At 62.3% G+C, this 22,982-nt stretch carries 24 protein-coding genes and 1 pseudogene; 8 read left to right on the top strand and 17 right to left on the bottom strand.

The window, feature by feature from the left end; translation table 11 throughout:
- Window positions 1-2: 2 nt before the first annotated feature.
- The 16 genes from MJ639_RS06090 to gcvA all read right to left on the bottom strand — a co-directional run bounded on the left by MJ639_RS06090 (window position 3) and on the right by gcvA (window position 13,363).
- Window positions 3-293 carry a DUF4242 domain-containing protein gene (locus tag MJ639_RS06090; protein WP_243369415.1) on the bottom strand — a complete coding sequence of 97 codons (291 nt, stop codon included), beginning with the start codon at window positions 291-293 and terminating at the stop codon, window positions 3-5.
- 110 nt (window positions 294-403) lie between these two features.
- Complete coding sequence (locus MJ639_RS06085; protein WP_243369414.1) at window positions 404-805, bottom strand: VOC family protein; 402 nt, start codon at window positions 803-805, stop codon at window positions 404-406.
- Window positions 806-816: 11 nt separating this feature from the next.
- Complete coding sequence (locus tag MJ639_RS06080; RefSeq protein ID WP_243369413.1) at window positions 817-2,142, bottom strand: bifunctional folylpolyglutamate synthase/dihydrofolate synthase; 1,326 nt, start codon at window positions 2,140-2,142, stop codon at window positions 817-819.
- Window positions 2,143-2,159: 17 nt separating this feature from the next.
- Entirely contained in the window at window positions 2,160-3,020 is an 861-nt protein-coding gene (accD, locus tag MJ639_RS06075) for an acetyl-CoA carboxylase, carboxyltransferase subunit beta (RefSeq protein ID WP_243369412.1), read from the bottom strand.
- A gap of 152 nt (window positions 3,021-3,172) precedes the next feature.
- Window positions 3,173-4,012 (bottom strand): tryptophan synthase subunit alpha, encoded by an 840-nt coding sequence (gene trpA / locus MJ639_RS06070; RefSeq protein WP_243369411.1) that lies wholly within the window; start codon window positions 4,010-4,012, stop codon window positions 3,173-3,175.
- Window positions 4,009-4,473, bottom strand: coding sequence for a hypothetical protein (locus MJ639_RS06065; RefSeq protein WP_243369410.1), 465 nt, complete (start codon window positions 4,471-4,473; stop codon window positions 4,009-4,011). The genes trpA and MJ639_RS06065 overlap by 4 nt, the downstream gene beginning before the upstream one ends.
- Window positions 4,470-5,687 (bottom strand): tryptophan synthase subunit beta, encoded by a 1,218-nt coding sequence (gene trpB, locus MJ639_RS06060; protein WP_243369409.1) that lies wholly within the window; start codon window positions 5,685-5,687, stop codon window positions 4,470-4,472. Before trpB ends, MJ639_RS06065 begins: the two co-directional genes overlap by 4 nt.
- 16 nt (window positions 5,688-5,703) lie before the next feature.
- The gene (locus MJ639_RS06055; protein ID WP_243369408.1) at window positions 5,704-6,363 is read right to left on the bottom strand and encodes a phosphoribosylanthranilate isomerase; all 660 of its coding nucleotides are present in this window, start codon (window positions 6,361-6,363) and stop codon (window positions 5,704-5,706) included.
- A 9-nt stretch (window positions 6,364-6,372) separates the two neighbouring features.
- On the bottom strand, window positions 6,373-7,320 hold the full coding sequence (gene lhpI, locus MJ639_RS06050; protein ID WP_243369407.1) for a bifunctional Delta(1)-pyrroline-2-carboxylate/Delta(1)-piperideine-2-carboxylate reductase: 948 nt from the start codon (window positions 7,318-7,320) through the stop codon (window positions 6,373-6,375).
- A gap of 24 nt (window positions 7,321-7,344) precedes the next feature.
- Window positions 7,345-7,695, bottom strand: coding sequence for a lipopolysaccharide assembly protein LapA domain-containing protein (locus tag MJ639_RS06045; RefSeq protein WP_243369406.1), 351 nt, complete (start codon window positions 7,693-7,695; stop codon window positions 7,345-7,347).
- A gap of 17 nt (window positions 7,696-7,712) precedes the next feature.
- The gene (gene ihfB / locus MJ639_RS06040; RefSeq protein ID WP_243369405.1) at window positions 7,713-8,027 is read right to left on the bottom strand and encodes an integration host factor subunit beta; all 315 of its coding nucleotides are present in this window, start codon (window positions 8,025-8,027) and stop codon (window positions 7,713-7,715) included.
- A 25-nt stretch (window positions 8,028-8,052) separates the two neighbouring features.
- The gene (gene sppA / locus MJ639_RS06035; protein WP_243369739.1) at window positions 8,053-9,018 is read right to left on the bottom strand and encodes a signal peptide peptidase SppA; all 966 of its coding nucleotides are present in this window, start codon (window positions 9,016-9,018) and stop codon (window positions 8,053-8,055) included.
- 320 nt (window positions 9,019-9,338) lie between these two features.
- Window positions 9,339-11,036 carry a 30S ribosomal protein S1 gene (gene rpsA, locus MJ639_RS06030; protein WP_243369404.1) on the bottom strand — a complete coding sequence of 566 codons (1,698 nt, stop codon included), beginning with the start codon at window positions 11,034-11,036 and terminating at the stop codon, window positions 9,339-9,341.
- 304 nt (window positions 11,037-11,340) lie between these two features.
- Window positions 11,341-11,853, bottom strand: a complete 513-nt coding sequence (locus MJ639_RS06025) for a hypothetical protein (protein WP_243369403.1) — start codon at window positions 11,851-11,853, stop codon at window positions 11,341-11,343.
- A gap of 69 nt (window positions 11,854-11,922) precedes the next feature.
- A complete protein-coding gene (locus tag MJ639_RS06020; RefSeq protein WP_243369402.1) occupies window positions 11,923-12,420 on the bottom strand; it encodes a hypothetical protein in 498 nt (165 codons plus the stop codon).
- A gap of 16 nt (window positions 12,421-12,436) precedes the next feature.
- On the bottom strand, window positions 12,437-13,363 hold the full coding sequence (gene gcvA, locus MJ639_RS06015; protein WP_243369401.1) for a transcriptional regulator GcvA: 927 nt from the start codon (window positions 13,361-13,363) through the stop codon (window positions 12,437-12,439).
- Between the two features lie 121 nt (window positions 13,364-13,484).
- Between gcvA and MJ639_RS06010 the strand changes: the two genes are divergently transcribed.
- Window positions 13,485-13,691, top strand: a complete 207-nt coding sequence (locus MJ639_RS06010; protein ID WP_243369400.1) for a DUF1127 domain-containing protein — start codon at window positions 13,485-13,487, stop codon at window positions 13,689-13,691.
- Here the strand turns inward: MJ639_RS06010 and MJ639_RS06005 are convergent.
- Complete coding sequence (locus MJ639_RS06005; RefSeq protein ID WP_243369399.1) at window positions 13,688-14,317, bottom strand: 2-hydroxychromene-2-carboxylate isomerase; 630 nt, start codon at window positions 14,315-14,317, stop codon at window positions 13,688-13,690. The two genes, MJ639_RS06010 and MJ639_RS06005, sit on opposite strands and share 4 nt — an antisense overlap.
- Window positions 14,318-14,493: 176 nt before the next feature.
- On the opposite strand from MJ639_RS06005, the gene MJ639_RS06000 reads away from it, so the two are divergent.
- From MJ639_RS06000 to MJ639_RS05970, 7 genes and pseudogenes are all read left to right on the top strand, one after another.
- Window positions 14,494-15,726 (top strand): argininosuccinate synthase, encoded by a 1,233-nt coding sequence (locus MJ639_RS06000; RefSeq protein ID WP_243369398.1) that lies wholly within the window; start codon window positions 14,494-14,496, stop codon window positions 15,724-15,726.
- Window positions 15,727-15,978: 252 nt separating this feature from the next.
- Entirely contained in the window at window positions 15,979-17,355 is a 1,377-nt protein-coding gene (locus tag MJ639_RS05995) for a DKNYY domain-containing protein (RefSeq protein ID WP_243369397.1), read from the top strand.
- Window positions 17,356-17,396: 41 nt separating this feature from the next.
- The gene (locus MJ639_RS05990) at window positions 17,397-17,939 is read left to right on the top strand and encodes an MOSC domain-containing protein (RefSeq protein WP_243369396.1); all 543 of its coding nucleotides are present in this window, start codon (window positions 17,397-17,399) and stop codon (window positions 17,937-17,939) included.
- Between the two features lie 26 nt (window positions 17,940-17,965).
- Window positions 17,966-18,205: pseudogene (locus tag MJ639_RS05985) on the top strand (GNAT family N-acetyltransferase); the annotation flags it as partial.
- 242 nt (window positions 18,206-18,447) lie between these two features.
- Window positions 18,448-20,313: a PAS domain-containing protein gene (locus tag MJ639_RS05980; RefSeq protein ID WP_243369395.1), complete on the top strand. Its 1,866-nt coding sequence runs from the start codon at window positions 18,448-18,450 to the stop codon at window positions 20,311-20,313.
- A gap of 140 nt (window positions 20,314-20,453) precedes the next feature.
- Window positions 20,454-22,280, top strand: coding sequence for a translational GTPase TypA (gene typA, locus MJ639_RS05975; RefSeq protein WP_243369394.1), 1,827 nt, complete (start codon window positions 20,454-20,456; stop codon window positions 22,278-22,280).
- Between the two features lie 50 nt (window positions 22,281-22,330).
- Window positions 22,331-22,954 (top strand): glutathione S-transferase family protein, encoded by a 624-nt coding sequence (locus tag MJ639_RS05970; protein WP_243369393.1) that lies wholly within the window; start codon window positions 22,331-22,333, stop codon window positions 22,952-22,954.
- Window positions 22,955-22,982 lie beyond the last annotated feature (28 nt).

The following is a 22,982-nucleotide window of genomic DNA, read 5'->3' as shown; positions in this document are numbered from 1 at the left end:
CCTCACTCGGACGTCGTCGGATCGATGATGGTACGAACCTGCGAAATTCGGTCTGCGGGAAAACCTGCACGCTGGGCGTGGTCGCGGATGATGCCCTCGCTTGGCGCACGGTAGACGCAGTAGATCTTGTCGTCCGTCACGTAGCTGTGGACCCATTGGATCTCGGGCCCAAGCTCCCGCAGAACGTTGCACGAAGTCTGAGATGCTCCCTTCAGATCCGCTGCGGATGAGTTGCCGACACCGGGCATGTTTCGCTCGATCACGAATTGAGGCATGCGCTTGTCGCCGGACATGCCGGCGCCTCCTTTAAAGACCGGATCGATTCCAGGCGCACGAAGGTTCTGCCTCGCCGTCAGGATTCGCAAATGCGCAAATGGGTTAAGGGATCGAATGCAGCAATGTCTCAAGCGACGGCATCGGAAGACATGGTGATGATCTCCCAGATATGCCCGTCGAGATCGCTGAAGCTGCGGCCGAACATGACGCCGTGATCCTCCGGCTCGCGCACCTCCTGGCCGCCCTGCGCCAGGGCCTTGTCGACCAGCCAGTTCACGCTCGCCCTGCTCTCCACCGAGAGGCAGGTGAGGATCTCGGTTGTGCGGCTCGTGTCGGCGATGGGCCTGCGGACGATCTCGCGGAACTTCGTCTCCGTGAGCAGCATGGCGAAGATGCTGTCCGAGATCGCGATGCAGGCGGTGCTGTCGTCGCTGAGCTGCGGATCGTAGGAAAAGCCCAAGCCTTTGAAGAAGCGCACCGACCGCTGAAGGTCCTTCACCGGCAGGTTGACGAAGATTTTGGTGGCCATGGCCGCTTATCCTATTCAGGCAGCGTCCCGTTGGCTGCCAGCACCTCACCTGCCAGATAGAGCGATCCGCAGATCAGGACACGGGGCGGGCGATCCCAGACGTAATTGTGGAGCGAGGCGAGTGCGGATTCGACACTCGTTGCGATGGTAGTGGTGAGCCCCACGCTTCCCGCAATGGCCGCGACTTCCTCCGCCGGACGAGCGGCGATCTGGCCTGCGATGGGCACCGCGATCACCTCCCGCGCGAGGCCGGAGAAATTCTTGAAGAAGGCCTGCGCATCCTTGGTACCGAGCATGCCCGCGATCAGCACGAGCGGTGCATCGTTACGCTCGCCCTGGTCGGCCATGGCGGCGGCGAGCACGCGCCCGCCATCGGCGTTATGGCCGCCATCGAGCCACAGCTCGCAATCCTGCGGTGCGATCGCCGGCAGGCGACCTTTCGACAGACGCTGCAAACGTCCCGGCCATTCGGCGCGGGTAAGACCCGCCTCGAAAGCCGAGGTTTCAAATTTCTCGAAACCCGCGGCGCGCAAGGCCGCAATCGCCGTGCCCGCATTGATGAATTGATGCCGCCCAATGAGCTTTGGGCGCGGCAGGTCGAGCAAACCTTTCTCGTCCTGATAGACGAGACGGCCGCCCTCCTCATGCACGGAGAAATCCTGCTGGCCGACGAGAAGCGGCGATGCGCCGATGCGCTCCGCCTCGGCGACGAGCGTCTGATCCGCTTCCACGTAATCCTGCGGCGCGATGATCGCCGGGCAGCCGCGCTTGAAGATGCCCGCCTTCTCCTTCGCAATCGCCTGCAGGGTCGTGCCGAGATATTCCGCGTGATCGTGCCCGATGGGCGTAACCACGGCAGCGGCTGGCTTGTCGATGACGTTCGTTGCGTCGAAGCGTCCGCCCAACCCCACTTCGAGCAGCAGCACGTCGGCGGGCTCTTCCGCGAAGAGAAGGATCGCGGCTGCGGTTGTGATCTCGAACACGGTGATCGGCTCGCCCGCATTCACCGCCTCGCAGCGGCGGAAGGCTTCGACGAGACGATCCTCCGTCACGTATTGCCCGCCATTCAAGCGGCCGAGGCGAATGCGCTCATGGAAGCGCACGAGATGGGGCGAAGTATAGACGTGAACGGCAAGCCCCGCGCTTTCGAGGATCGCGCGCATGAAGGCGATGGTGGAGCCTTTGCCGTTAGTTCCTGCCACATGAATCACGGGCGGCAGGCGGCGCTCGGGGTGCCCGAGCTGCGCGAGCAGGCGCTGGATGCGCCCGAGCGACAGATCGATGGTCTTCGGGTGCAGGGCGAGAAAGCGCGCGATCAGCGCATCGGAGGATTCCATCTCGCCCTGACCTTCAATTAAGCAGCGGCCGCAGGGGCCTTGGTGAACAAGCGCGACAGGCGGGCAACCGTCGATTTCAGGTCGTGGCGATGCACCACCATGTCCACCATGCCGTGCTCCTTCAGATATTCGGAGCGCTGGAAGCCATCGGGAAGCTTCTCGCGGATGGTCTGCTCGATCACGCGCGGGCCGGCAAAGCCGATGAGCGCGCCAGGCTCGGCGAGATGCACATCGCCCAGCATCGCATAGGACGCGGTGACGCCGCCGGTGGTGGGGTTCGTGAGCACGACGATATAGGGCAGCTTCGCATCGCGCAGGCGGCGGATGGCGACCGTGGTGCGCGGCATCTGCATGAGCGAGAGAATGCCCTCCTGCATGCGCGCGCCGCCGGAACCGGCGAAGAGCACGTAAGGCGTCTTCTTGTCGAGTGCGGTCTCGGCGCCCTTCACGAAGGCCTCACCTGCGGCCATGCCGAGCGAGCCGCCCATGAAGCCGAAATCCTGCACGGCGATCGTCATCGGCAGTTCTTCGACGCGGCCGTAGCCGACCTTGAAGGCGTCCTGCTGGCCGGTCTTAGCACGGGCATCCTTCAGGCGGTCGATATACTTCTTCTCGTCGCGGAACTTCAGCGGATCGATGGCCACTTCCGGCAGCGCCACATCGAGCCACGTGCCGCCGTCGAACATCAGCTGAAGACGCTGCGTCGCCGAGATGCGCATGTGATGGTTGGAGCCGGGGATCACCCACTGGTTGGCTTCCACATCCTTGTGGAACACCACCTGTCCCGTATCCGGGCACTTGATCCAGAGATTGTCCGGCGTTTCGCGCTTGAAGAGCGTCTTGATCTTCGGACGGACGACTTCGGAAATCCAGTTCATCGCTTTACTTCCTTTTCAGGGGCATCCTTCGAAAGCCTCGCCTTAAGGAGGCCGTCAGGCCGTCTCGAAGGACGAGGCGTCTCCAGCGCCTTCTGGACCCTCCTTCGAGACGCCGCTTCGCGGCTCCTCAGGATGAGGTCCTTCTCTATTCCTTACGCAGCCGCGCGCTTCGATACCGAGCGCACGCCTTCGCTCAATTCCTTCACCAATGTGGTGACGGCCTCGACCGAGCGCGAGGTGGCGCGGCCTTCTGCATCGAGCGTGCCCTTCAGCGCATCGATGAGGGCCGAGCCCACCACCACACCGTCGGCGCCCTTGGCCACCGCCGCCGCATGGGCGCCGCTCTTCACGCCGAAGCCCACCACGACGGGCAGAGGCGTGTGATGCTTGATGCGCTCCACCGCCGAGGCGACCTTGCCGAAATCGGGGGTCGCAGCACCCGTGATGCCGGTGATGGAAACGTAATAAACGAACCCGGCCGTGTTGGCGAGCACCGCCGGCAGGCGGGCATCGTCCGTGGTCGGGGTGGCCAGACGGATGAAGGCGAGGCCAGCCTTGAGCGCCGGCAGGCAGAGCTCATCGTCCTCTTCCGGCGGCAGGTCCACCACGATCAGGCCGTCGACCCCAGCTTCCTTAGCGTCAACGAGGAAGCGGTCGACGCCGTAGACGAAGATCGGGTTGAAATAGCCCATGAGGATCACGGGCGTGGTCTGGTCCTCGGCACGGAAGCGGCGGATGAGGTCGAGGGTCTTGACCGTATCCTGCCCCACTTTGAGGGCCCGCAGGCCCGCTGCTTGGATCGCCGGGCCGTCGGCCATAGGATCGGTGAAGGGCAGGCCGAACTCGACGATATCCGCGCCGGCCTTGGGCAGGCTTTTCAGGATCGCGAGCGAGGTCTCCGGGTCCGGGTCGCCCGCCATGATGTAGGTGACGAGAGCGGCGCGGCCTTCCGCACGGCATTGTTCAAAACGGGCTTCGATGCGGGAGATCATTTATCGTCCATAGCCTGATTACGATTGGCTTTGTTCACCCAGTGCAGCAGTTTCAAAGCCAATGCACCAACTGCTAATGGAAGGATGAGAACTAGCCAGAATGTCTGCCAATCTTTTGAGTTCCAGTAGCGCCCGAATGGGTTAACGAGCAACATAAAAGTAGAAGAGCTTATTAGCCACAAAATGGATGCAGAAACCCAAATCCTTGAATGATAGCTAAGGCCATCCAGTGCCTTTCTCAAAGCAAGCAAGAGACTTTCTACACCCACATCCCTGCCAACCTTCCACCCGAAACAAGCGCCAGCTATAGGAAGCACAAGCCACCCTAAGCCGCGAACTGTAATTCTCGCGTCAAATAGCCCGCTGATTATAGCAACAAGCAATATTTCTAGCGAAGCTGTAACTCCGAACCCGATTACAGCACCGATGGCTGACTGGAGAACTCGGTACTTGGGATTCACAGCTTATTCCCCAGATGCTCCGCGATCTGGAACAGATCCTTGTCGCCGCGGCCTGAGATGTTGACCACCATCAGGTGATCCTTCGGCTTCTTGGGCGCGAGTTCGATGACCTTAGCGAGCGCGTGGCTGGGCTCGAGCGCGGGCAGGATGCCCTCGAGACGCGAGCAGAGCTGGAAGGCTTCCAGCGCCTCATCGTCGGTGGCGGAGATGTAATTCACGCGGCCCATCTCGTGCAGCCACGCATGCTCCGGACCGATGCCGGGATAATCGAGGCCCGCCGAGATCGAATGCGCGTCGGCGATCTGCCCATCCTCGTTCATGAGAAGATAAGTGCGGTTGCCGTGCAGCACGCCGGGGCGTCCGCCCGTGAGGGATGCCGCATGCAACTTGTCGAGGCCGTGGCCCGCGGCTTCCACGCCGTAGATCTCCACGCCCTTGTCGTCGAGGAACGGATGGAACAGGCCGATCGCATTTGAGCCGCCGCCGATGCAGGCGACGAGCGAATCCGGCAGGCGGCCTTCCGCTTCCATCATCTGCTTGCGGGTCTCATCGCCGATGACGCATTGGAAGTCGCGTACCATGGCGGGATAGGGATGCGGGCCCGCCACCGTGCCGATGCAGTAGAAGGTATCGGCCACGTTCGTGACCCAATCGCGCAGTGCCTCGTTCATGGCGTCTTTGAGCGTCTTCGTGCCGGATTCGACCGGCACCACCTTCGCGCCCAGCATGTTCATGCGGAACACGTTGGGCTTCTGACGCTCCACGTCCACCGCGCCCATATAGACGATGCACTCAAGGCCAAAGCGCGCGCAGAGCGTGGCGGTGGCAACGCCGTGTTGGCCCGCGCCGGTCTCCGCGATGATGCGCTTCTTGCCCATGCGGCGGGCGAGAAGGATCTGACCCAGCACGTTGTTCACCTTGTGCGCGCCGGTGTGGTTCAGCTCTTCGCGCTTGAAGTAAATCTTCGCGCCACCCAGATGCTCGGTCATGCGCTCCGCGAAATAAAGCGGGCTCGGACGGCCAATGTAATGCGTGGAGAAATACGCCATGTCCGCATGGAAAGCCGGATCGTTCTTGGCCTCCTCATACGCCTTTTGCAGCTCCAGGATATTCGGCATCAGGGTTTCGGCGACGAAGCGTCCGCCGAACTGACCGAAATGCCCGCGCTCGTCGGGACCGTTGCGGAAGGAATTGGGCTGGGCTTGAGCTGACACGGGCTGTCCTAAAAATTTAATGCTGCGCGGCGAATGCCGTCCGGGCCGCCTGAACGAAGGCCTTGATCTTGGCTGCGTCCTTCAAGCCCGGTGAGCTTTCCACTCCCGACGACACATCGACGGCTTTCGGCTTCGTGAGCCTGATCGCCTCCGCCACGTTGTCGGGATTGAGCCCTCCTGACAACATGATGGGGAGAGCCGGGTCAAGCCCGTTCAGGAGCTTCCAGTCGAACGAGACGCCGTTGCCGCCGGGTAAGCCTTGCGCCGTGCGGGGCGGCTTGGCGTCGAGCAGCAGATGCTCGGAGGTCTCCGCATAGGGCGTAAGCGCCTGCAGATCGCTCTTCTCGGCGATGCCGAAAGCCTTCATGACCGGGCGGCCCGCCATGGAGCGGATCTCGGCGACGCGCTCCGGGCTTTCGCTCCCATGCAGCTGGATCAGGTCAGGGTTGATGGCCTCGACCGCCTGCGCGATGTCCTCGTCGCTCGGATCGACGAAGAGCACGACGCGCTGCGCGCGGCCCTTCGCCTGCAGCGACAGGCGATGGCCGAGATCGAGGGTGACGTGGCGCGGGCTCTTCGGAAAACGCACGAAGCCCACCATGTCCGCACCGGCCTCCAGCGCAGCCTCCAGGGTTTCAGGCGTCGAGAGCCCGCAGATCTTGATCAGGTTGTCCATTGTTGCATTTTACGACGGATCGGCTGTCGAGCGCCATACCAGCATTGCCGCAGCCAGATCCTCCAAAGCGGTGCCTACCGACTTGAACACGGTGATCACCTTGTCGTTCCGCACCGGCGGGTTGCGGCAGAGGTCGAAAAGCGTGCCGCGCACATGGCCTTCCGAGATCGCGCCCTTCTGAATCGATACGGCCACGTCTCCGCCCTCGGATTTGGCCGCGTCGGTATCGACATAAACTTGGCCGCGACGCAGCGCCTCGTCGTCGGCCTCGCGCATTTTCAGGTTGAACGCGCCTACGAGATCGAGATGCGCGCCTTCCTTCAGCCAAGCGCCCTTCACGATGGGCGCGGTGGAAAGCGTGGCGCAGGAGACGAGATCGGCCTCGCGCACCGCCGCTTCGAGATCCGCCACCGCCGTGACGGGCAAGCCCTCGGCGCGAAGCTGAGCCGCCAGTTCCTCGGCCTTCTCAGAGCGATGATTCCACAGCGACACTTCGCGGATGGGACGCTGGCTCATATGGGCGCGGATGAGGAAAGGCGCGAGTGCGCCCGAACCCACCATCACCATGCGGCTTGCATCCGCGCGAGCGAGATGACGCGCCGCCAGCGCCGATGCGGCGGCGGTGCGCCAGACGGTGAGGCGTGTGCCGTCGAGCACGGCGACGGGCGCGCCCGTTTCGCCGTTCATGAGCAGATACGAACCCATGACGCTCGGAAGATTCCTGGCCCCGTTCTCGGGAAACACGGAGACCACCTTCACGCCGACGAAGCTGTCCTGCGTGGCAGGCCCTGTCCATGCGGGCATGAGCAGCAGCGTGCCGTGCGCACCCGCGCGCTCGATCTCGTGGTGGTGCCGAACCGGCGTGACCATGTCGCTGCGAAAGGCTTCCGCCAGCGCATCGACCAGAGCAGGAAAGGTGAGAGCCCGATCGATCTCGGCGGAGGAAATGACGCGCATGGCTTAAGGAAAAACTTTGAGGAACTAGAAGCCCGACGATTGCGGGGACGGCAGCGTCGCGGGCAGGCCTGCAGCCGAATTCTGGCTGCGCAGACGTTCGGTCTCGTGGCGCAGTTGATCCGCCTCGCGGCGATAACGGCGGCGGGCCTTCCGCGTCTTGCCCTGAGCAAGCCAGCTTGCGGTGCCGCCGATGACGATGCCCAAAGCGACAGCCGCGAAGATCACGGCGAAGAGCGGCACCTGCATCGCGAATTCCGGCGCGTCCTGCGAGAACGGATCCAGCGACAGGGTCACCGGCGCGCGGTTTGCGACCGCCAGCAGAACCACCACGATCGCGATCGGCAGGAGAATGAGCGCCTTCAGGAAGCGAATCACGAGCACCTCTTCAATGGTTATTGGGCAGCGGCTGCCTTCAGCACCTTGGAAGCCGGAGCATTGAGGCGCTGGCGCATTTCCTTGCCCGTCTTGAACACGGGAACGACCTTCTCGGAGATGGAAACGGATGCACCCGTGCGCGGGTTGCGGCCCGTGCGCGCATCGCGCTTCTTCACGGAGAAGGCTCCGAAGCCGCGCAGCTCTACCCGGTCGCCTCGGGCGAGCGCATCGGCGATGGTGTCGAGGATCGCATTCACGATCTTCTCCACGTCGCGTTGATACAAATGCGGGTTCTGCTCGGCGATCTTGAGCACGAGTTCTGACTTGATCATGGACAGCTATATCTTTGATGGAGCTTTATTTTTCGGAAGGTTGCCAGACAGCCAGCAGACCGTCAAGCCGGGCGATTTCCGCATGAGCCTCACTCCTTCGGAGGACCTCTGCAGCACCTTCGAAGCCTAAGAGATCCACCGCCGTCGCCGTCATGGCGAGAACGGAGAACTCCCGGTCGGAACGGGGCTTCCAATCGCGAATCGGCAGGTCCTTGGGAACCTTCTTTTCCTGCTCGAGCCAGGCGACCGCATCGCGCTCGTTGCCGAGCTTGTCGACGAGCTTCATCGGCACGCCCTGGCGACCGCTGAACACCTGGCCCGTGGAGGCTGAGGTCAGCTCGGCCTCGTTCATGCGGCGGCGCTCGCGCACGAGCGTCTTGAACCAGTCATAGGTATCGCCGACGACGGATTGCATGGCCGCGCGGGCCTCAGGGCTCGTCGGCGTGAACGGGTTCGGCTCCGCTTTAAGGGGAGCGGATTTGATCGTCTCCACCTTCACGCCCACATTGCCGAGCAGGCCGGACACGTCCGGGTACTGGAACAGGACGCCGATGGAGCCGACGAGCGAGGTTTCGCGGGCGACGATGTAGTCGGAGGCAATCGCCGTGATGTAGCCGCCGGAGGCCGCCGTGCCGTCGACGAAGGTCACCACGGGCTTCTTCTCGGCCAGGCGGCGGATGTTGCGGAACAGCTCTTCGGAGCCCGTCGTGGTGCCGCCGGGGCTGTTGATGGAGATCACGACGCCTGACACGAGGCTCGAATCCCCCACCCGCTGCATGAGATCGGCCAGACGCTGATTGCCCGTGATCACCCCGTCGATGGAGATGCGGGCGATCTGCTGCTGCACGGCCCCGTAGCCCATCCGGTCGGCCGCGGCATAACCCAAGGCGGCAACGGCGGCGATCAGGCCGGAGAACCCGGCGATGCGCCAGAAGGAGAGCTTGCGGCGCAGCCGGCGACGATCGGCAATGGCTTCGGCATCGATGGACATCGGTTCGTCACTCACTCGGTTCACTGATGTGCGGAGGCAGCACCCTATTGCGAAGGCAGATAGGGCGGCAAGACATGCGACCAATAAAAAACCTACGCGATGTGCGCGCACCCTCTCCCCTCTGCGGGAGAGGGTGGCGAGCAGCGCGAGCCGGGAGAGGGGCCGTGCTCGGAAAGACGCCCCCTCTCCCACCCTGCTTCGCAGGGCACCCTCTCCCGCAAAGGGGAGAGGGAGGAAGCGGCGCTTCATGACCCCCAAAACAAAAAATCCCCGGGCTTTTCAGCCCGGGGATCCATCACACTCCGAATGTCGGAGCGAGATTACTTCTTGCCAGCCTTGTTCAGGGCGGCGCCGAGGATGTCGCCGAGCGACGCACCCGAATCGGCCGAGCCGTACTGAGCCATGGCTTCCTTCTCCTCAGCGACCTCGAGGGCCTTGATGGAGAGGGTGACGCGGCGAGCCTTGCGGTCGAACTGCGTGACGCGGGCGTCGATCTTCTCACCGGCAGCGAAACGCTCCGGACGCTGATCGCCGCGATCGCGAGCAAGCTCGGAGCGCTTGATGAACGTGGTCAGGTCGGTATCGACGATCTTCACTTCGAGACCGCCGTCCTTCACCTCGAGAATCTCGCAGGTGACGACCTGGTTCTTCTTGAACTCACCGGCTTCGGCGAAGGGATCGCCGGCCAGCTGCTTGATGCCGAGCGAGATGCGCTCCTTCTCCACGTCAACGTCGAGAACCTGAGCGCGAACCATGTCGCCCTTCTTGAACTCGTCGATGACCTGCTCGCCCGGACGGTTCCAGTCGAGATCGGAGAGGTGGACCATGCCGTCGACGTCGTTCTCGAGGCCGATGAAGAGACCGAACTCGGTCTTGTTCTTCACCTCGCCTTCGACTTCGGAGCCGACAGGGTGCTTCTCGGCGAAGGCTTCCCACGGGTTCTGCAGCGTCTGCTTCAGACCCAGCGAGATGCGGCGCTTCACCTGATCGACTTCGAGGATCACGACCTCAACCTCTTGCGAGGTGGAGATGATCTTGCCGGGGTGAACGTTCTTCTTCGTCCAGGACATCTCGGAGACGTGGATCAGGCCTTCGATGCCCGGCTCCAGCTCAACGAACGCACCGTAATCGGTGATGTTCGTGACGCGGCCCTTCAGCTTGGCCTGAACCGGGTAGCGGGCGGCGATGCCCTCCCACGGATCGGCGAGCAGCTGCTTGATGCCGAGCGAGATGCGGTGCGTGTCGTGGTTGATCTTGATGATCTTCACCTTCACCGTCTGGCCGATGGTTACGACCTCGGACGGATGGTTCACGCGGCGCCATGCCATGTCGGTGACGTGCAGGAGGCCGTCGATGCCGCCGAGATCAACGAACGCACCGTACTCGGTGATGTTCTTGACCACGCCGTCGATGACCTGACCCTCTTCGAGGTTGGCCACGAGCTCGGAGCGCTGCTCGGCGCGGCTCTCTTCGAGAACCGTACGGCGCGACACGACGATGTTGCCGCGGCGGCGGTCCATCTTGAGGATCTGGAACGGCTGAGCCACGCCCATGAGCGGGGTGACGTCGCGAACCGGGCGGATATCGACCTGCGAGCGGGGCAGGAACGCCACGGCGCCGTCGAGGTCGACCGTGTAGCCGCCCTTGACCTGGTTGAAGATGGTGCCGTTGACGCGCTCCTGGGCCTCGAAGGCCTTCTCGAGCTTCACCCACGACTCTTCGCGGCGAGCCTTGTCGCGCGAGATGACGGCTTCGCCCAGCGCATTCTCGATGCGCTCGACATAGACTTCGACCTCATCGCCGACGTTCAGTTCACGCTCGCGATTGGGGCCGGTGAATTCTTTCAGAGCGACGCGACCTTCGGTCTTGGCGCCGATATCGATGACCGCGACATCCTTCTCGATGGCGACCACCTTACCCTTCACAACCGAGCCTTCGCTGATCTCGGACGTGCGGAAGGATTCTTCGAGCAGAGCGGCGAAATCTTCACGGCTCGGCTGCTGGAAAGCTGCAGACATAGGTTCTCCTGAATGGCCCTCGTTCAAGGGGCAACGCCGGCGGCTGGTGTTAATGGATCGCTCCCCTCCGCCGCTGCCCGGGACGCCCCTTTAGGGCCATGTCCAAGGCATACCGCTTTATCAGCGGGCCGGCGTAGTGCCGGCGGATGGAAACGCTTTTATCGTCAAGACTTTAGCGGAACGCCTCAAGGGTGCGGATCACGCACCCTCACATGAACGCTGACCGTCAATGTCTGTCGGATAGGCGTTCCTTTAGCCCAAATGGCCTTGGATCACAAGGCTTTCAAGGATATTGGGATTTCGGTCATGGGCCGGAAATGGTTTCAAGCAATTCCTGAGCGGCGGCGCGCCTTTCAACCCCTGTCTCGGTATCGGCGACAATCTCTTCGAGAAGTGGTCTGAGCCGGAGAACTGCGCTTCTCAAGGCAGGCTCAACTTCTTTGACTGCTCCGCTTGAATCGACGAAAGCCTCGTATCCGGAGTGTGGGCTAAAGCTGCAATAGAGATCAATCAGGGCATTGAGAGCCGCAAAGGCAGGCCAATTGGCTTGGTCTCGTATGATCCTCTCTAGAACGGGAAGCATGAAAAGCACGATAGGATAATAGCTTCCATCGTGATTATTCCCCGCTGCATAGAGCAGCTTGTGATATGCGCGCTCTGCGCTCTGTTTATCGGCGGCATTGGCAACAGCCAGGAGCGCCTTTGGAGCCTCATCGGGAGCGTTACTGCCCGGCTGGGGCAGAGAAGCCCATGCGACCTTCGTCAACAGATCGGACACCTCAATTCGTTCCATGATCGAGCGCTCCTTCAATGTCATCCATCGCATCGTTACTATCGGTCGCCCCGTCGAAACGGCCTGCGATCAAAAAGGCTTTCAAGGATTTGCTCAGGGAATGGTGGTTTCGTCCGGATCGTTGGGCAGGGCGTCCTTGTCGATGGCAACCCACCATTTGGTGTCGACATCGGCAAAGTTCGGGCATTCCACGTCGAAAAGCTTCTTGCCCCCTCTGCTGACGGCAAGACCGTCTGCTTGGGAGCCGACCCAGCTGTACCGATAAACCGTGTAGGTTGCTCCGGCATTTGTGAAGCGGACGTAGCTGTGCCCTCCGAAAAGGCCGCCGGTAAAGGCTTCCCGTGGTGGCAAGGGCTTCTCGGGATAGCTCAACTCGACCGCCCCTATTCTTCCGAATCTGTACTGCAGAGAGCCGGAGGAAAACGAGCGGTCGGGCGAGGCGCAGAGCGACACGGTTTTCTTACCCACGGGGCATGTGAAAACGGTGACCTCGTCGGATCGGCAATGGGTTGCCTCGGGGGTTCTTTGGGCCTGAGCGGAGGTGATCATCATTAACCCGAATGCCGCTGCGAGCGAATAAATCCAGTTCATTCTCAAGACTTTCCCCCTATCTCGCCTGCACCCGGTTCTGCTCCGCCGCCTCGTCGAGAAGCCAGGTGCGGAAGGCCGCGAGGTCGGGCCGGTCGGCCGTCGTCTCGGGGCAGACGACGTAATACTGATTGCTGCCCCTCACCTCCTGCGGGAAAGGCCGCACGAGCCGCCCGGCCTGCAGATAATCGCCGATCAGCACGTTGGTGGCGAGCGCTACGCCCTGGCCGGACGCGGCCGCCTGAAGGGCCAGGAAGGTGTGCGAGAAGCGCGGACCGTGGCTGGTATCCACCCCTTTGACGCCGATGGCGGCGAGCCAGCGCTCCCAGGTCACGTAATCGGGCAGCTCGGCGCTTTCATGCAGCAAGGTCTGATGCAGGAGATCCGCCGGCTCGCGCAGAGGATGTTTCGCATCGTTCACGAGGCTCGCGCTGCAGACCGGAAAGAACATCTCCTCCACCAGGAGATCCGTGCGCAGGCCCGGATAATGCCCTTTGCCGAGACGGATCACGATATCCACGTCGTCATGGGCGAAATCGGTGCGCTCCATGGAGATGGACACCCGGATTTCCAGCTCCGGATGGCGTTCCCTCAAGGAGCCGAGGCGCGGGATCAGCCAGGCGGTGGCGAAGCTCGGGATCGTGCTCACCGTAATCGACCGGGACGTTTCGGGCTTGAGGGCCCGGCCGGTGGCCTCGTGCAGGATGTCGAGGGCCTCGGTGAGCGAGGCCGCATAGCGAGCGCCCAAGGCCGTGAGGACAACGCCCTTGCTGGGCAGGCGCGTGAAAAGCGGTTTTCCGAGCCAGGCCTCGAGCTGCTTCACCTGCTGACCCACGGCGCTCGCGGTCACGGCGATCTCGTCGCCCGCCTTTTCGAAGCTCAGGTGGCGGGCGGCGGCCTCGAAGGCGCGCAAGGCGTTGAGCGGCGGAAGGCGGCGGCGGGACATGGTTTCTCAAAGGTTAATGCCCAAGTTCTGCTTGGGCAAAGCGCAAGGACTTCTCGTTTGAAAACGGCCCCGGAGAGGAGCATTTCTCCCCCTAGCAAATCACGCTTTGGAGGAGATTTCCATGGCCGCCACCCTTTCCGTAGAAAATCTTTTGCCGGCGACGCACCGGACCCCGAAGACGATCCCCTGGCTGCAGCTTCTGATGAAGGTCGAGGCCCTGTTCGACGACCGGGCAAGCCGCCGGGCGCTCTATCGCCTGGACGACGCGGCTCTCGCCGATCTCGGCCTGTCGAAGGCCGATGTGGAGCGGATCAACGAAGCCCCTTAAAGGGGAATCTCCGAGCGCTTCGCCTGGGTGACGGCCCAGTCGAGGGCCTGCTCCAGGCGGTCGTTGCCCCAGAACATCTCGCCGTCCTCGGCGAAGAAGGTGGGCGCGCCGAAGATGCCGCGGGATTGCGCCTCCTCGCTCAAGCGGCGCAGACGGGTCTTGTTGGCGTCGGATTGAGCCTCGGCGATGATGTCTTCCGGATCGAGCCCGAGGCCGTCGAGGATGCCGACAAGCACCTCCCGGTCGGAGATATCCCGCCCCTCCCCGAATTCGGCCATGTAGACGGCCTTGGTGAAAATCGGCGTCCAGCCGGTCTCCGTGCCGAGGGCGGCGATGCGGGCGGCCAGCAGGCTGTTCTGGGGAAAGCTCTTGGGCCGGTAGAACGGCAGCCCGATACGCACCGCCTCCCGCTCCATGTCGCGCCACATGTAGCGGCCCTTGTCGGGATAGACGTTGAAGGGTGAGTTTTCCAAGCCCTGCGCCTGGAAGATGGGCCCGAGCAGGAACGGCCGCCACACAACCTCCACGCCTGCCTCCTCCGCCAGCTGCTCGATGCGCATGGCGGCGAGGTAGGAATAGGTGGACGCGAATTCGTACCAGAACTCGAAGATCGGACGGCGGAGCATGGACATTTCTCTCTGTACACTCCGTTGAAGAGCTAAGGTACCCCGTGCCGCTTGGACAGGCATCCCTTTGGACGAGCAGCAATGCCGCCAAAGCATATCGCGCTTAAGTTTTTGCCGTTGCGCTGAAAAGCCTTCCCGGCTAAGTCGCGAGCACCTTTCTCATTGGAACTTCGACCATGGCTGACAAGCGCGTGAACAAGGTCGTGCTCGCCTATTCCGGCGGCCTCGACACCTCCATCATCCTCAAGTGGCTGCAGACCACCTATGGCTGCGAGGTGGTGACCTTCACCGCCGATCTCGGCCAGGGCGAGGAGCTGGAGCCCGCCCGCAAGAAGGCCGAACTTCTCGGCATCAAGCCGGAAAACATCTTCATCGAGGACCTGCGCGACGAATTCGTGCGCGATTACGTGTTCCCGATGTTCCGCGCCAACGCGCAATACGAGGGCCTGTACCTGCTCGGCACCTCCATCGCCCGCCCGCTGATCGCCAAGAAGCAGATCGAGATCGCCGAGAAGGTCGGCGCGGACGCCGTCTCGCATGGCGCCACCGGCAAGGGCAACGACCAGGTGCGCTTCGAGCTCGGCTACTATGCCTTGAAGCCCGACGTGACGGTTATCGCCCCCTGGCGCGAATGGGACCTGCGCTCCCGCGAGCAGCTGATCGCGTTTGCCGAACAGCACCAGATTCCGATCGCCAAGGACAAGCGCGGCGAGGCTCCGTTCTCCGTCGACGCCAACCTCCTGCACGCCTCTTCCGAGGGCAAGGTGCTGGAAGATCCCGCGCTCGACGTGCCGGATTACGTCTATTCGCGCACCAACGATCCCGAGTCTGCGCCCGACAAGCCGACCGTGATCAAGATCGAGTTCCAGAAGGGCGATCCCGTCGCCATCGATGGCAAGAAGATGGGCCCCGCCGACCTGCTCGCGAAGCTCAACGAGCTCGGCAAGATCAACGGCATCGGCCGTCTCGATCTCGTCGAGAACCGCTTCGTGGGCATGAAGAGTCGCGGCATGTACGAGACGCCCGGCGGCACGATCCTTCACCTCGCCCATCGCGGCATCGAGTCGATCACGCTCGATCGCGGCGCAGCGCATCTGAAGGACGAGCTCATGCCGAAATATGCCGAGCTCATCTATAACGGCTTCTGGTTCTCGCCGGAGCGCGAGATGCTGCAGGCCATGATCGACAAGTCCCAGGAATTCGTCACCGGCGAAGTGACGCTGAAGCTCTACAAGGGCGGCGTCCACCTCATCGGCCGCCAGAGCCCCTACACGCTCTACGACCAGGACCTCGTGACCTTCGAGGAAGGCGCCGTCGCCTACGACCACCGCGACGCCGCGGGCTTCATCAAGCTCAACGCGCTGCGCTTGCGCACACTCGCCCAGCGCAAGAAGAAACTCGGGCTTTAAGTCTCGAATAATCGCGATTGCGGAATGGCCGGGCTCGTCCCGGCCATTCTTGTTTTGAGGACACGACTCAAAACAACCCTCTGCCCTCATCCTGAGGAGCCGCGTAGCGGCGTCTCGAAGGATGTTTCAGAGAACGCTGGAGCCTCCTTCGAGACGCAGACTGCGTCTGCTCCTCAGGATGAGGATAGTGTTGCATGAGAGCCAAGCCACACGCTACCGTAGGCACCTGTTGCGTCCAGCAAAGAGAAACCTATGCAGCCCATCCTTACCGTCGACGGAGAGCCCAGCCATTATTTCCGCACGGCGGAGGGAATTGTTCTTCGTGGAACGGGCGACAAGCTCTGGCCCCTCACCCTCCGCGATCTCGATGCGTTCGAGGCCATCGACAAGAATCTCGGGCGCGATAAAGAAGCGATCTACATGTATGACGAGCCGGTCGCGGACGCCGATCCGGCGAGTTTCAGGTGGATCGGCTATTCGGAAAACGATGATCCTTGGCTGCGCCCCCGCTATGCTGTCGACAGAAATTCCGTCTGGGCGCGGCGCTTCAATCTGCGCTCGAAAACGCTTGAGCTGGTGAAGGTCGCGCGCTTCGATCCGAAGACGACGCGCCTTCTCGATGGCGCTTATGCTTGCGACGCCAAGCGCGTTGCCTTCAACGGCACGCTGCTTCAAGGCGCGGATGTTCTCACCTTCGAGATCGTCAGCGGTTCACGCTACATCGCGAGGGATGCCAATCATATCTATTACATGGGCCAGCCGATCAAAGGCGCGGACCCCGCAACGTGGCGCCCCGCTCCTGTCCTCGGCCCGGAGACGCCCGTGTCCTACAGCTGCGACAAGCGCGCGGTCTATTTCGAAACAACAGAGTTGTTCGATTCTGATCCAGCAACCTTCGTCGTGTTGAACGACAATTACGTAGCAGCAGACTCAACAGGCCTCTACTGGAGAACATCGCGGAGTTCGGCCAAAGATCGTGAGAGGTTCCTCACCGATCCGCGCCGCGAAGCGGATCGCACCGCGCTTCGCCAGCATGATCCCGATCCCGAGCGCTGGTGGAACAAACCGCATGCGGAGGAGCCCGACCCTCGTCCTGAAGTCGCACCTGAGATCGCATGGGGACATGTGATCATTGATGGTCAGCCGTGTTGGCGTGAGCGAGGCAACGACATGACACGCACGTCGGATGTTCCCATCAAGGCCGATCCGGCGAGCTTCGTCGTGCTCAGCAAAATTTACGCACGAGACAACAGCACCATCTTCTGCTGCGGCCGCAAGCTGAACAAAGCCGACCCCGAAACCTTCCACGTGCTGGAAGGCTACCGTGATAGCACAGGGGCGGATAAGGCCGGCGTATGGGCGCGGGACAAGGCGCACATCTATCGGTTCAACGAAGTGAAGAAGATGGATGCCGCCACTTTCGAGCAGTTGGGCATCTGCTATGCCCGCGACAAAGATCGCGTCTATGCCTATGGTACGGTTGTTCGCGGCGCTGATCCGGCAAAGTTCGAGGTGATCGAGGGGCCGTTCGGACGCTGCGGCACCAAATATTACAATGAGGGATATTCCATCGACGCAAAGGAATTCGAGGAGGATTTCGCGGAATGGAAAATGAGAAATCCGGCCTGAATGCAGTCGAACTCCGGCAAACCATTCGATAGAAAGCAAATATGAACGCATCCGTCATCGCCGTCAGCCGCAGCGCGACGCATTCCTTTTCGAAAACGAATAGGGAAAGCATCCGGCTTCTTGCCGGGCTCGGCATCGAGGGCGATGCGCATGCGGGAGAAACGGTGAAGCACCGCTCCCGCGTGAAGGCTGATCCCACGCAACCGAACCTGCGCCAGGTTCATCTCATCCATGCCGAACTCTTCGATGAACTCGAAGCGAAAGGCTTCACCGTCACAGCCGGCGAGATGGGCGAGAACATCACCACGCACGGCATCGATCTGCTGTCACTTCCTGTCGGCACGCAGCTTCACATCGGCACATCCGCCGTGGTGGAAGTGACGGGCCTGCGCAACCCTTGCGTCCAGATCGACCGCTTTCAGAAAGGCCTCATGAAGGCCGTGCTCGGCCGTGACAGCGAAGGTGAGCTCGTCCGTAAATCCGGCGTGATGGGAATCGTTCTCGCAGGCGGAGAGATTCGCGTGGGCGATGCGATCACCGTCACGCTGCCCACTGAGCCGCATCGCCGGCTTGCGCCGGTTTGACCGCAACTTGGAGGAATGGCTTCTAGATCGGGCCGCTCTTCGCCGATGAAGGCAACGTAGCCGATCTCCTGTTTCGCGCACTCGCCGCGAAGACCAAAGGCGTCCCGGTCTTTCTGGACGTTCCTGAACCGAACAAGGCTGCTGTCAGCCTCGCCACGCGCTACGGCCTGTCGCCGGTCTTCGAGACAGCCCGCATGTATCGCGGCCCGCGTCCCGATCTGCCTCTCTCGCGAACCTACGGCATAACGACATTCGAGCTTGGGTGATGCGCGGCGCGGGCTCGACAAGCCGGGTGAAACGAAAACAGATATGCCCTATATCCATTGTTCGTCCTACCGTTGAGCACCGAGCCTGCGCCTCTCTTTGGGAGCGGCTTGCATGACCTCCGCGGCCAAGCCTGCTAAGTGGTTCCGCACCGTCCATGGAGGATGCGGAAGCCTCGCGCCTGATGGAGGTCGCTGTCTTGCCGTCCCTATCTTCGCCGAGCGCCCCTCCGACATCAGAGCCGATGAGCTTCCTCCAAGGCGGCGGCGAGATGGGCGAGCGCATGCGCGCCTATGATTGGTCGACCTCGCCCCTGGGCTGTCCGGAAACATGGCCGCAGCCGCTGCGCACCCTGGTCGCGCTCATGCTCGGCTCGCAGCAGCCCATGTTCGTTGCATGGGGCCCTGAGCGCGTCATGCTCTACAACAACGGCTATGCCCCGATGTGCGGACAGCGTCATCCGGCAGCACTCGGCAAATCCTTCGCGGATGTCTGGTACGATATTCTGGATACGATCGGACCCATTCTCGACAGGGCCTATGCGGGCGAGCCCATTCAGATGGACGACATCACCTACGTGATGCATCGCAACGGCTACCCGGAAGAAACCCATTTCGCCTTCAGCTATACGCCCGTGCGGGACGAATCCGGCCAGGTGGCCGGTATGTTCTGCGCCTGCACGGAAACCACGCAGCAGGTTTTGGCTCAGCGCGCCTTGGTCCGGACGCAGGAGCGCCTGTCCCACGCGCTGTCCGCCTCCGGCATGATCGGAACCTGGGACTGGCATATCCCCACGGACACGTTCTACTCGGACGCACGGTTCGCGGTGATGTTCTCGGTTGATCCGGATAAGGCGGAAGCAGGCGCGCACCTCGCCGATTATCTTGCCGGCATTCATCCCGAGGACGTCGGCCGGATCGAGAAAGCCATCGACCACGCCATCGCGACGGGCGAGAAATACACCCAGCAATACCGCCTCCTGCACAAGGACGGTACGATCCGCTGGGTCGAAGCGCAGGGACAGTGCCTTTATGATGAGACAGGCAAGCCGCTGCGGTTTCCAGGCGCGGCCGTCGATATCACAAAAGCTAAGCAGGCCGATCTGGCGATCCGCGAAAGCGAGGCGCGCTTCCGCAACCTCGCCGATAATGCACCGGTGATGATCTGGGTGACGGAGCCTGACGGCACCTGCACCTATCTGTCTCGCTCCTGGTACGAGTTCACGGGTCAGGTTCCGGAGAAGGCCTTAGGCTTCGGTTGGCTCGATGCCGTCCATCCGGAGGATCGCGAATGGTCTGGAGACGTGTTTCTCAAGGCCAATGCCAAGCGGGAGGCTTTCCAGCTCGAATACCGCCTGCGCCGGCATGACGGCACCTATCGCTGGTCCATCGATGCCGCGGCGCCCCGCTTCAGCGAGGACGGCGCCTTTCTCGGCTATGTGGGTTCGGTGATCGACATCACGCATCGTAAGGCGGCGGAGCAGTTCCAGAGCCTGCTCCTGCACGAGCTCAACCACCGGGTCAAAAACCTGTTCTCCGTCACCGGCAGCCTCGTGGCTATGAGCGCCCGTTCGGCGAAGGATCCGCAGGAACTCGCCCGCACGCTCGAAGGGCAGATCAGCGCCATGGCCCGCGCCAACGACCTAATCCTTCCGGACCGTGGCGAGGACACCGAGCAAGGCAACAACCAGGAGCTGAGGGGCACGACCTTGAGTGACCTGCTCCAGGCCGTGCTCAGACCTTATCTCGAAAGGCTAGAGGCATCCCCCATCTTTCTCGAAGGCCCAACCGTGCCGATCGGCGAGAGCGCCGTCACGAGCCTCGCCCTGGTATTCTACGAATCCGCTGCCAATGCCATGAAGTACGGAGCCCTTTCGAACAGCTCCGGCCAGGTCCGGATCAGCTGGGCCATCCGTAACGACAATCTGGATCTCCGATGGGAAGAGAAGGGCGGCCCCACCATCGCCGAACCTCCCACACGGCGTGGGTTCGGCAGCCGGCTGGTGGAGCGCAGCATCAAGAACCAGTTCTACGGGACCATAGAATATCAATGGCTCCGCGAGGGGCTGGTCATGCAGATGACCGTCCCAATGGAGCATCTCGTGCGCTAAGCCGGGCAGAAGAGTTGCCCCGCCCTATTGCCGCCGCAGAGTAATCATTATATTGCAGCGCATCAGATTTCCGCCCGGTACGAGCCAGGGGCGCGGCCACGCTTGCCGCGTGCCGGGCTGCTTTGCTTTGAAAGACCCCAATGAAACTACGCAATATCGCCATCATCGCGCACGTCGACCATGGCAAGACCACCCTCGTCGACAAGCTGCTCCAGCAATCCGGTGCCTTCCGCGAGAACCAGCGCGTGGAAGAGCGCGCCATGGATTCCAACGACCTGGAAAAGGAACGCGGCATCACCATCCTGGCCAAGGCGACCTCGGTCGTCTGGAAGGACACCCGCATCAACATCGTGGACACCCCCGGCCACGCCGATTTCGGCGGCGAGGTGGAGCGTATCCTGAGCATGGTGGACGGTGCCATCGTTCTCGTGGACGCCGCCGAGGGCCCGATGCCCCAGACCAAGTTCGTGGTGTCCAAGGCCCTCAAGATCGGCCTGCGCCCCATCGTGGCCATCAACAAAATCGACCGTCCCGATGGCCGCCATCAGGAAGTGATCAACGAGGTGTTCGACCTCTTCGCGGCGCTCGACGCCACCGACGAGCAGCTCGACTTCCCGATCCTCTACGGTTCGGGCCGTAACGGCTGGATGGCGAAGTCCCCGGAAGGTCCGCAGGACCAGGGTCTTGCGCCCCTGTTCGATCTCGTGCTCGAGCACGTGCCCCCGGCCAAGACCGAGGAAGGCCCGTTCCGCATGCTCGGCACGCTCCTCGAGTCCAACCCCTTCCTGGGCCGCATCGTCACGGGCCGCATCGCCTCGGGCTCGGTGAAGCCAAACCAGTCGATCAAGGTTCTCGACCGTGAGGGCAACGTGGTCGAGACCGGCCGCGTGTCCAAGATCCTCGCTTTCCGTGGCCTTGAGCGCCAGCCCATCGACGTGGGTGAGGCCGGCGACATCGTCTCCATCGCAGGCCTCGTGAAGGGCTCGGTGGCCGATACCTTCTGCGCGCCCGAGAACGACATTCCGATCCAGGCCCAGCCCATCGATCCGCCGACCGTGACCATGTCCTTCATCGTCAACGACAGCCCGCTCGCGGGCACCGAAGGCGACAAGGTGACGAGCCGCATGATCCGCGACCGCCTGTTCAAGGAAGCGGAAGGCAACGTGACGCTGAAGATCGAGGAAGCCTCCGACAAGGATTCGTTCTTCGTGTCCGGCCGTGGCGAATTGCAGCTCGCGATCCTGATCGAGACCATGCGCCGCGAGGGCTTCGAACTCGCCGTGTCGCGTCCGCGCGTCGTCTTCGAGAAGGACGAGGCCGGCAACCTCCTCGAGCCCATCGAGGAAGTGGTGATCGACGTGGACGAGGAGCATTCCGGCGTCGTCGTCCAGAAGATGTCCGAGCGCCGCGCCGAGATGGTCGAGATGAAGCCGTCGGGCGGCAACCGCCAGCGCCTCGTGTTCTACGCTCCGACCCGTGGCCTCATCGGCTACCAGAGCGAGCTTCTGACCGACACGCGCGGCACGGCGATCATGAACCGCCTGTTCCACGCCTATGAGCCCTACAAGGGCGAGATCGCCGGTCGCCGCAACGGCGTGCTGATCTCGAACGACGCAGGCGAGGCTGTCGCTTACGCGCTGTGGAACCTCGAAGATCGCGGCCCGATGATGATCGAGCCCGGCTGGAAGGTCTATCAGGGTATGATCATCGGCGAGCATAACCGCGAGAACGATCTCGAAGTGAACGTGCTGAAGGGCAAGAAGCTCACCAACATCCGCACGACCTCGAAGGACGAAGCGGTGCGCCTCACGCCGCCGATCCGCATGACCCTCGAGCGCTCGCTCGCCTGGATCGAGGACGACGAGCTCGTGGAAGTGACGCCGAAGTCGATCCGCATCCGCAAGGCGATCCTCGACCCGAACGATCGCAAGCGCGCCGAGAAGCAGAAGGAAGCGCTGAGCGCTTAAGCCAATCAAAAGGCCGCCCAATGGGCGGCCTCTTTCATATGGGGATCACGATGCTGAAGATCTACGGCCAGCCGAAATCCATAAATGTGAGGAAGGTACTCTGGACCTGCGCGGAGCTCGACCTGCCCTTCGAAAGAATCGATTGGGGTGGCGATACCCGTCCTGTCACCGACCCCGAATTTCAAAAGCTCACCCCCGTCGGCATGATTCCGGTGCTGGAGGATGCGGGCCAGATCTTCTGGGAATCGAACAGCATCGTGCGCTATCTCGCGGCGCGTGAAGGCCGCCATGATTTGTTGCCGAACACGCCCGCCGAGCGTGCGCATGTCGAGAAGTGGATGGACTGGCAGGTCTCCGACTTCAACAACACGTGGCGCTATGTGTTCATGGGTACCGTGCGCAAGAATACGAACTTTCAGGACGAGCAACAGATTGCAGCGTCGTGGGACAAATTCTGCGCCGCGGTCGGCGTGATCGATAAAGAGCTGTCGCGCACCGGCGCCTATATCACCGGCTCGGCCTTCACCTGCGCCGATATCGTGATCGGCCTGTCGATCCATCGTTGGAAGAGCATTCCACTGGAGCGGCGCAGTTTTGCATCCGTCGAGCGCTATTACGAACGCCTCTGCGAGCGCGAAGGTTTTCGAGTGTATGGCCGCGACGGCGGCGTGTGATGGAAAAAGGCCGCTTTTTCTATGTGCA

Origin of the sequence: Microvirga solisilvae, from assembly GCF_022808595.1 — a bacterium.
Classification (GTDB): Bacteria; Pseudomonadota; Alphaproteobacteria; order Rhizobiales; family Beijerinckiaceae; genus Microvirga; species Microvirga solisilvae.
Note: the sequence above shows the minus strand (reverse complement) of the source record. Positions and strands in the feature narration are given on the sequence as shown.

Bases quoted from the DNA above. Each gene is read 5' to 3' on its own strand.
- MJ639_RS06020 (WP_243369402.1), bottom strand. From the start codon at position 12,420: ATGAACTGGATTTATTCGCTCGCAGCGGCATTCGGGTTAATGATGATC.
- sppA (WP_243369739.1), bottom strand. From the start codon at position 9,018: ATGTCCATCGATGCCGAAGCCATTGCCGATCGTCGCCGGCTGCGCCGC.
- gcvA (WP_243369401.1), bottom strand. From the start codon at position 13,363: ATGTCCCGCCGCCGCCTTCCGCCGCTCAACGCCTTGCGCGCCTTCGAG.
- accD (WP_243369412.1), bottom strand. From the start codon at position 3,020: ATGAACTGGATTTCCGAAGTCGTCCGTCCGAAGATCAAGACGCTCTTC.
- ihfB (WP_243369405.1), bottom strand. From the start codon at position 8,027: ATGATCAAGTCAGAACTCGTGCTCAAGATCGCCGAGCAGAACCCGCAT.
- MJ639_RS06025 (WP_243369403.1), bottom strand. From the start codon at position 11,853: ATGACATTGAAGGAGCGCTCGATCATGGAACGAATTGAGGTGTCCGAT.
- MJ639_RS05980 (WP_243369395.1), top strand. From the start codon at position 18,448: ATGAGCTTCCTCCAAGGCGGCGGCGAGATGGGCGAGCGCATGCGCGCC.
- lhpI (WP_243369407.1), bottom strand. From the start codon at position 7,320: ATGCGCGTCATTTCCTCCGCCGAGATCGATCGGGCTCTCACCTTTCCT.
- MJ639_RS06010 (WP_243369400.1), top strand. From the start codon at position 13,485: ATGGCCGCCACCCTTTCCGTAGAAAATCTTTTGCCGGCGACGCACCGG.
- trpA (WP_243369411.1), bottom strand. From the start codon at position 4,012: ATGATCTCCCGCATCGAAGCCCGTTTTGAACAATGCCGTGCGGAAGGC.
- rpsA (WP_243369404.1), bottom strand. From the start codon at position 11,036: ATGTCTGCAGCTTTCCAGCAGCCGAGCCGTGAAGATTTCGCCGCTCTG.
- MJ639_RS05990 (WP_243369396.1), top strand. From the start codon at position 17,397: ATGAACGCATCCGTCATCGCCGTCAGCCGCAGCGCGACGCATTCCTTT.
- MJ639_RS06005 (WP_243369399.1), bottom strand. From the start codon at position 14,317: ATGCTCCGCCGTCCGATCTTCGAGTTCTGGTACGAATTCGCGTCCACC.
- MJ639_RS06080 (WP_243369413.1), bottom strand. From the start codon at position 2,142: ATGGAATCCTCCGATGCGCTGATCGCGCGCTTTCTCGCCCTGCACCCG.
- MJ639_RS05995 (WP_243369397.1), top strand. From the start codon at position 15,979: ATGCAGCCCATCCTTACCGTCGACGGAGAGCCCAGCCATTATTTCCGC.
- MJ639_RS06085 (WP_243369414.1), bottom strand. From the start codon at position 805: ATGGCCACCAAAATCTTCGTCAACCTGCCGGTGAAGGACCTTCAGCGG.
- MJ639_RS05970 (WP_243369393.1), top strand. From the start codon at position 22,331: ATGCTGAAGATCTACGGCCAGCCGAAATCCATAAATGTGAGGAAGGTA.
- MJ639_RS06090 (WP_243369415.1), bottom strand. From the start codon at position 293: ATGTCCGGCGACAAGCGCATGCCTCAATTCGTGATCGAGCGAAACATG.
- MJ639_RS06055 (WP_243369408.1), bottom strand. From the start codon at position 6,363: ATGGACAACCTGATCAAGATCTGCGGGCTCTCGACGCCTGAAACCCTG.
- typA (WP_243369394.1), top strand. From the start codon at position 20,454: ATGAAACTACGCAATATCGCCATCATCGCGCACGTCGACCATGGCAAG.
- MJ639_RS06000 (WP_243369398.1), top strand. From the start codon at position 14,494: ATGGCTGACAAGCGCGTGAACAAGGTCGTGCTCGCCTATTCCGGCGGC.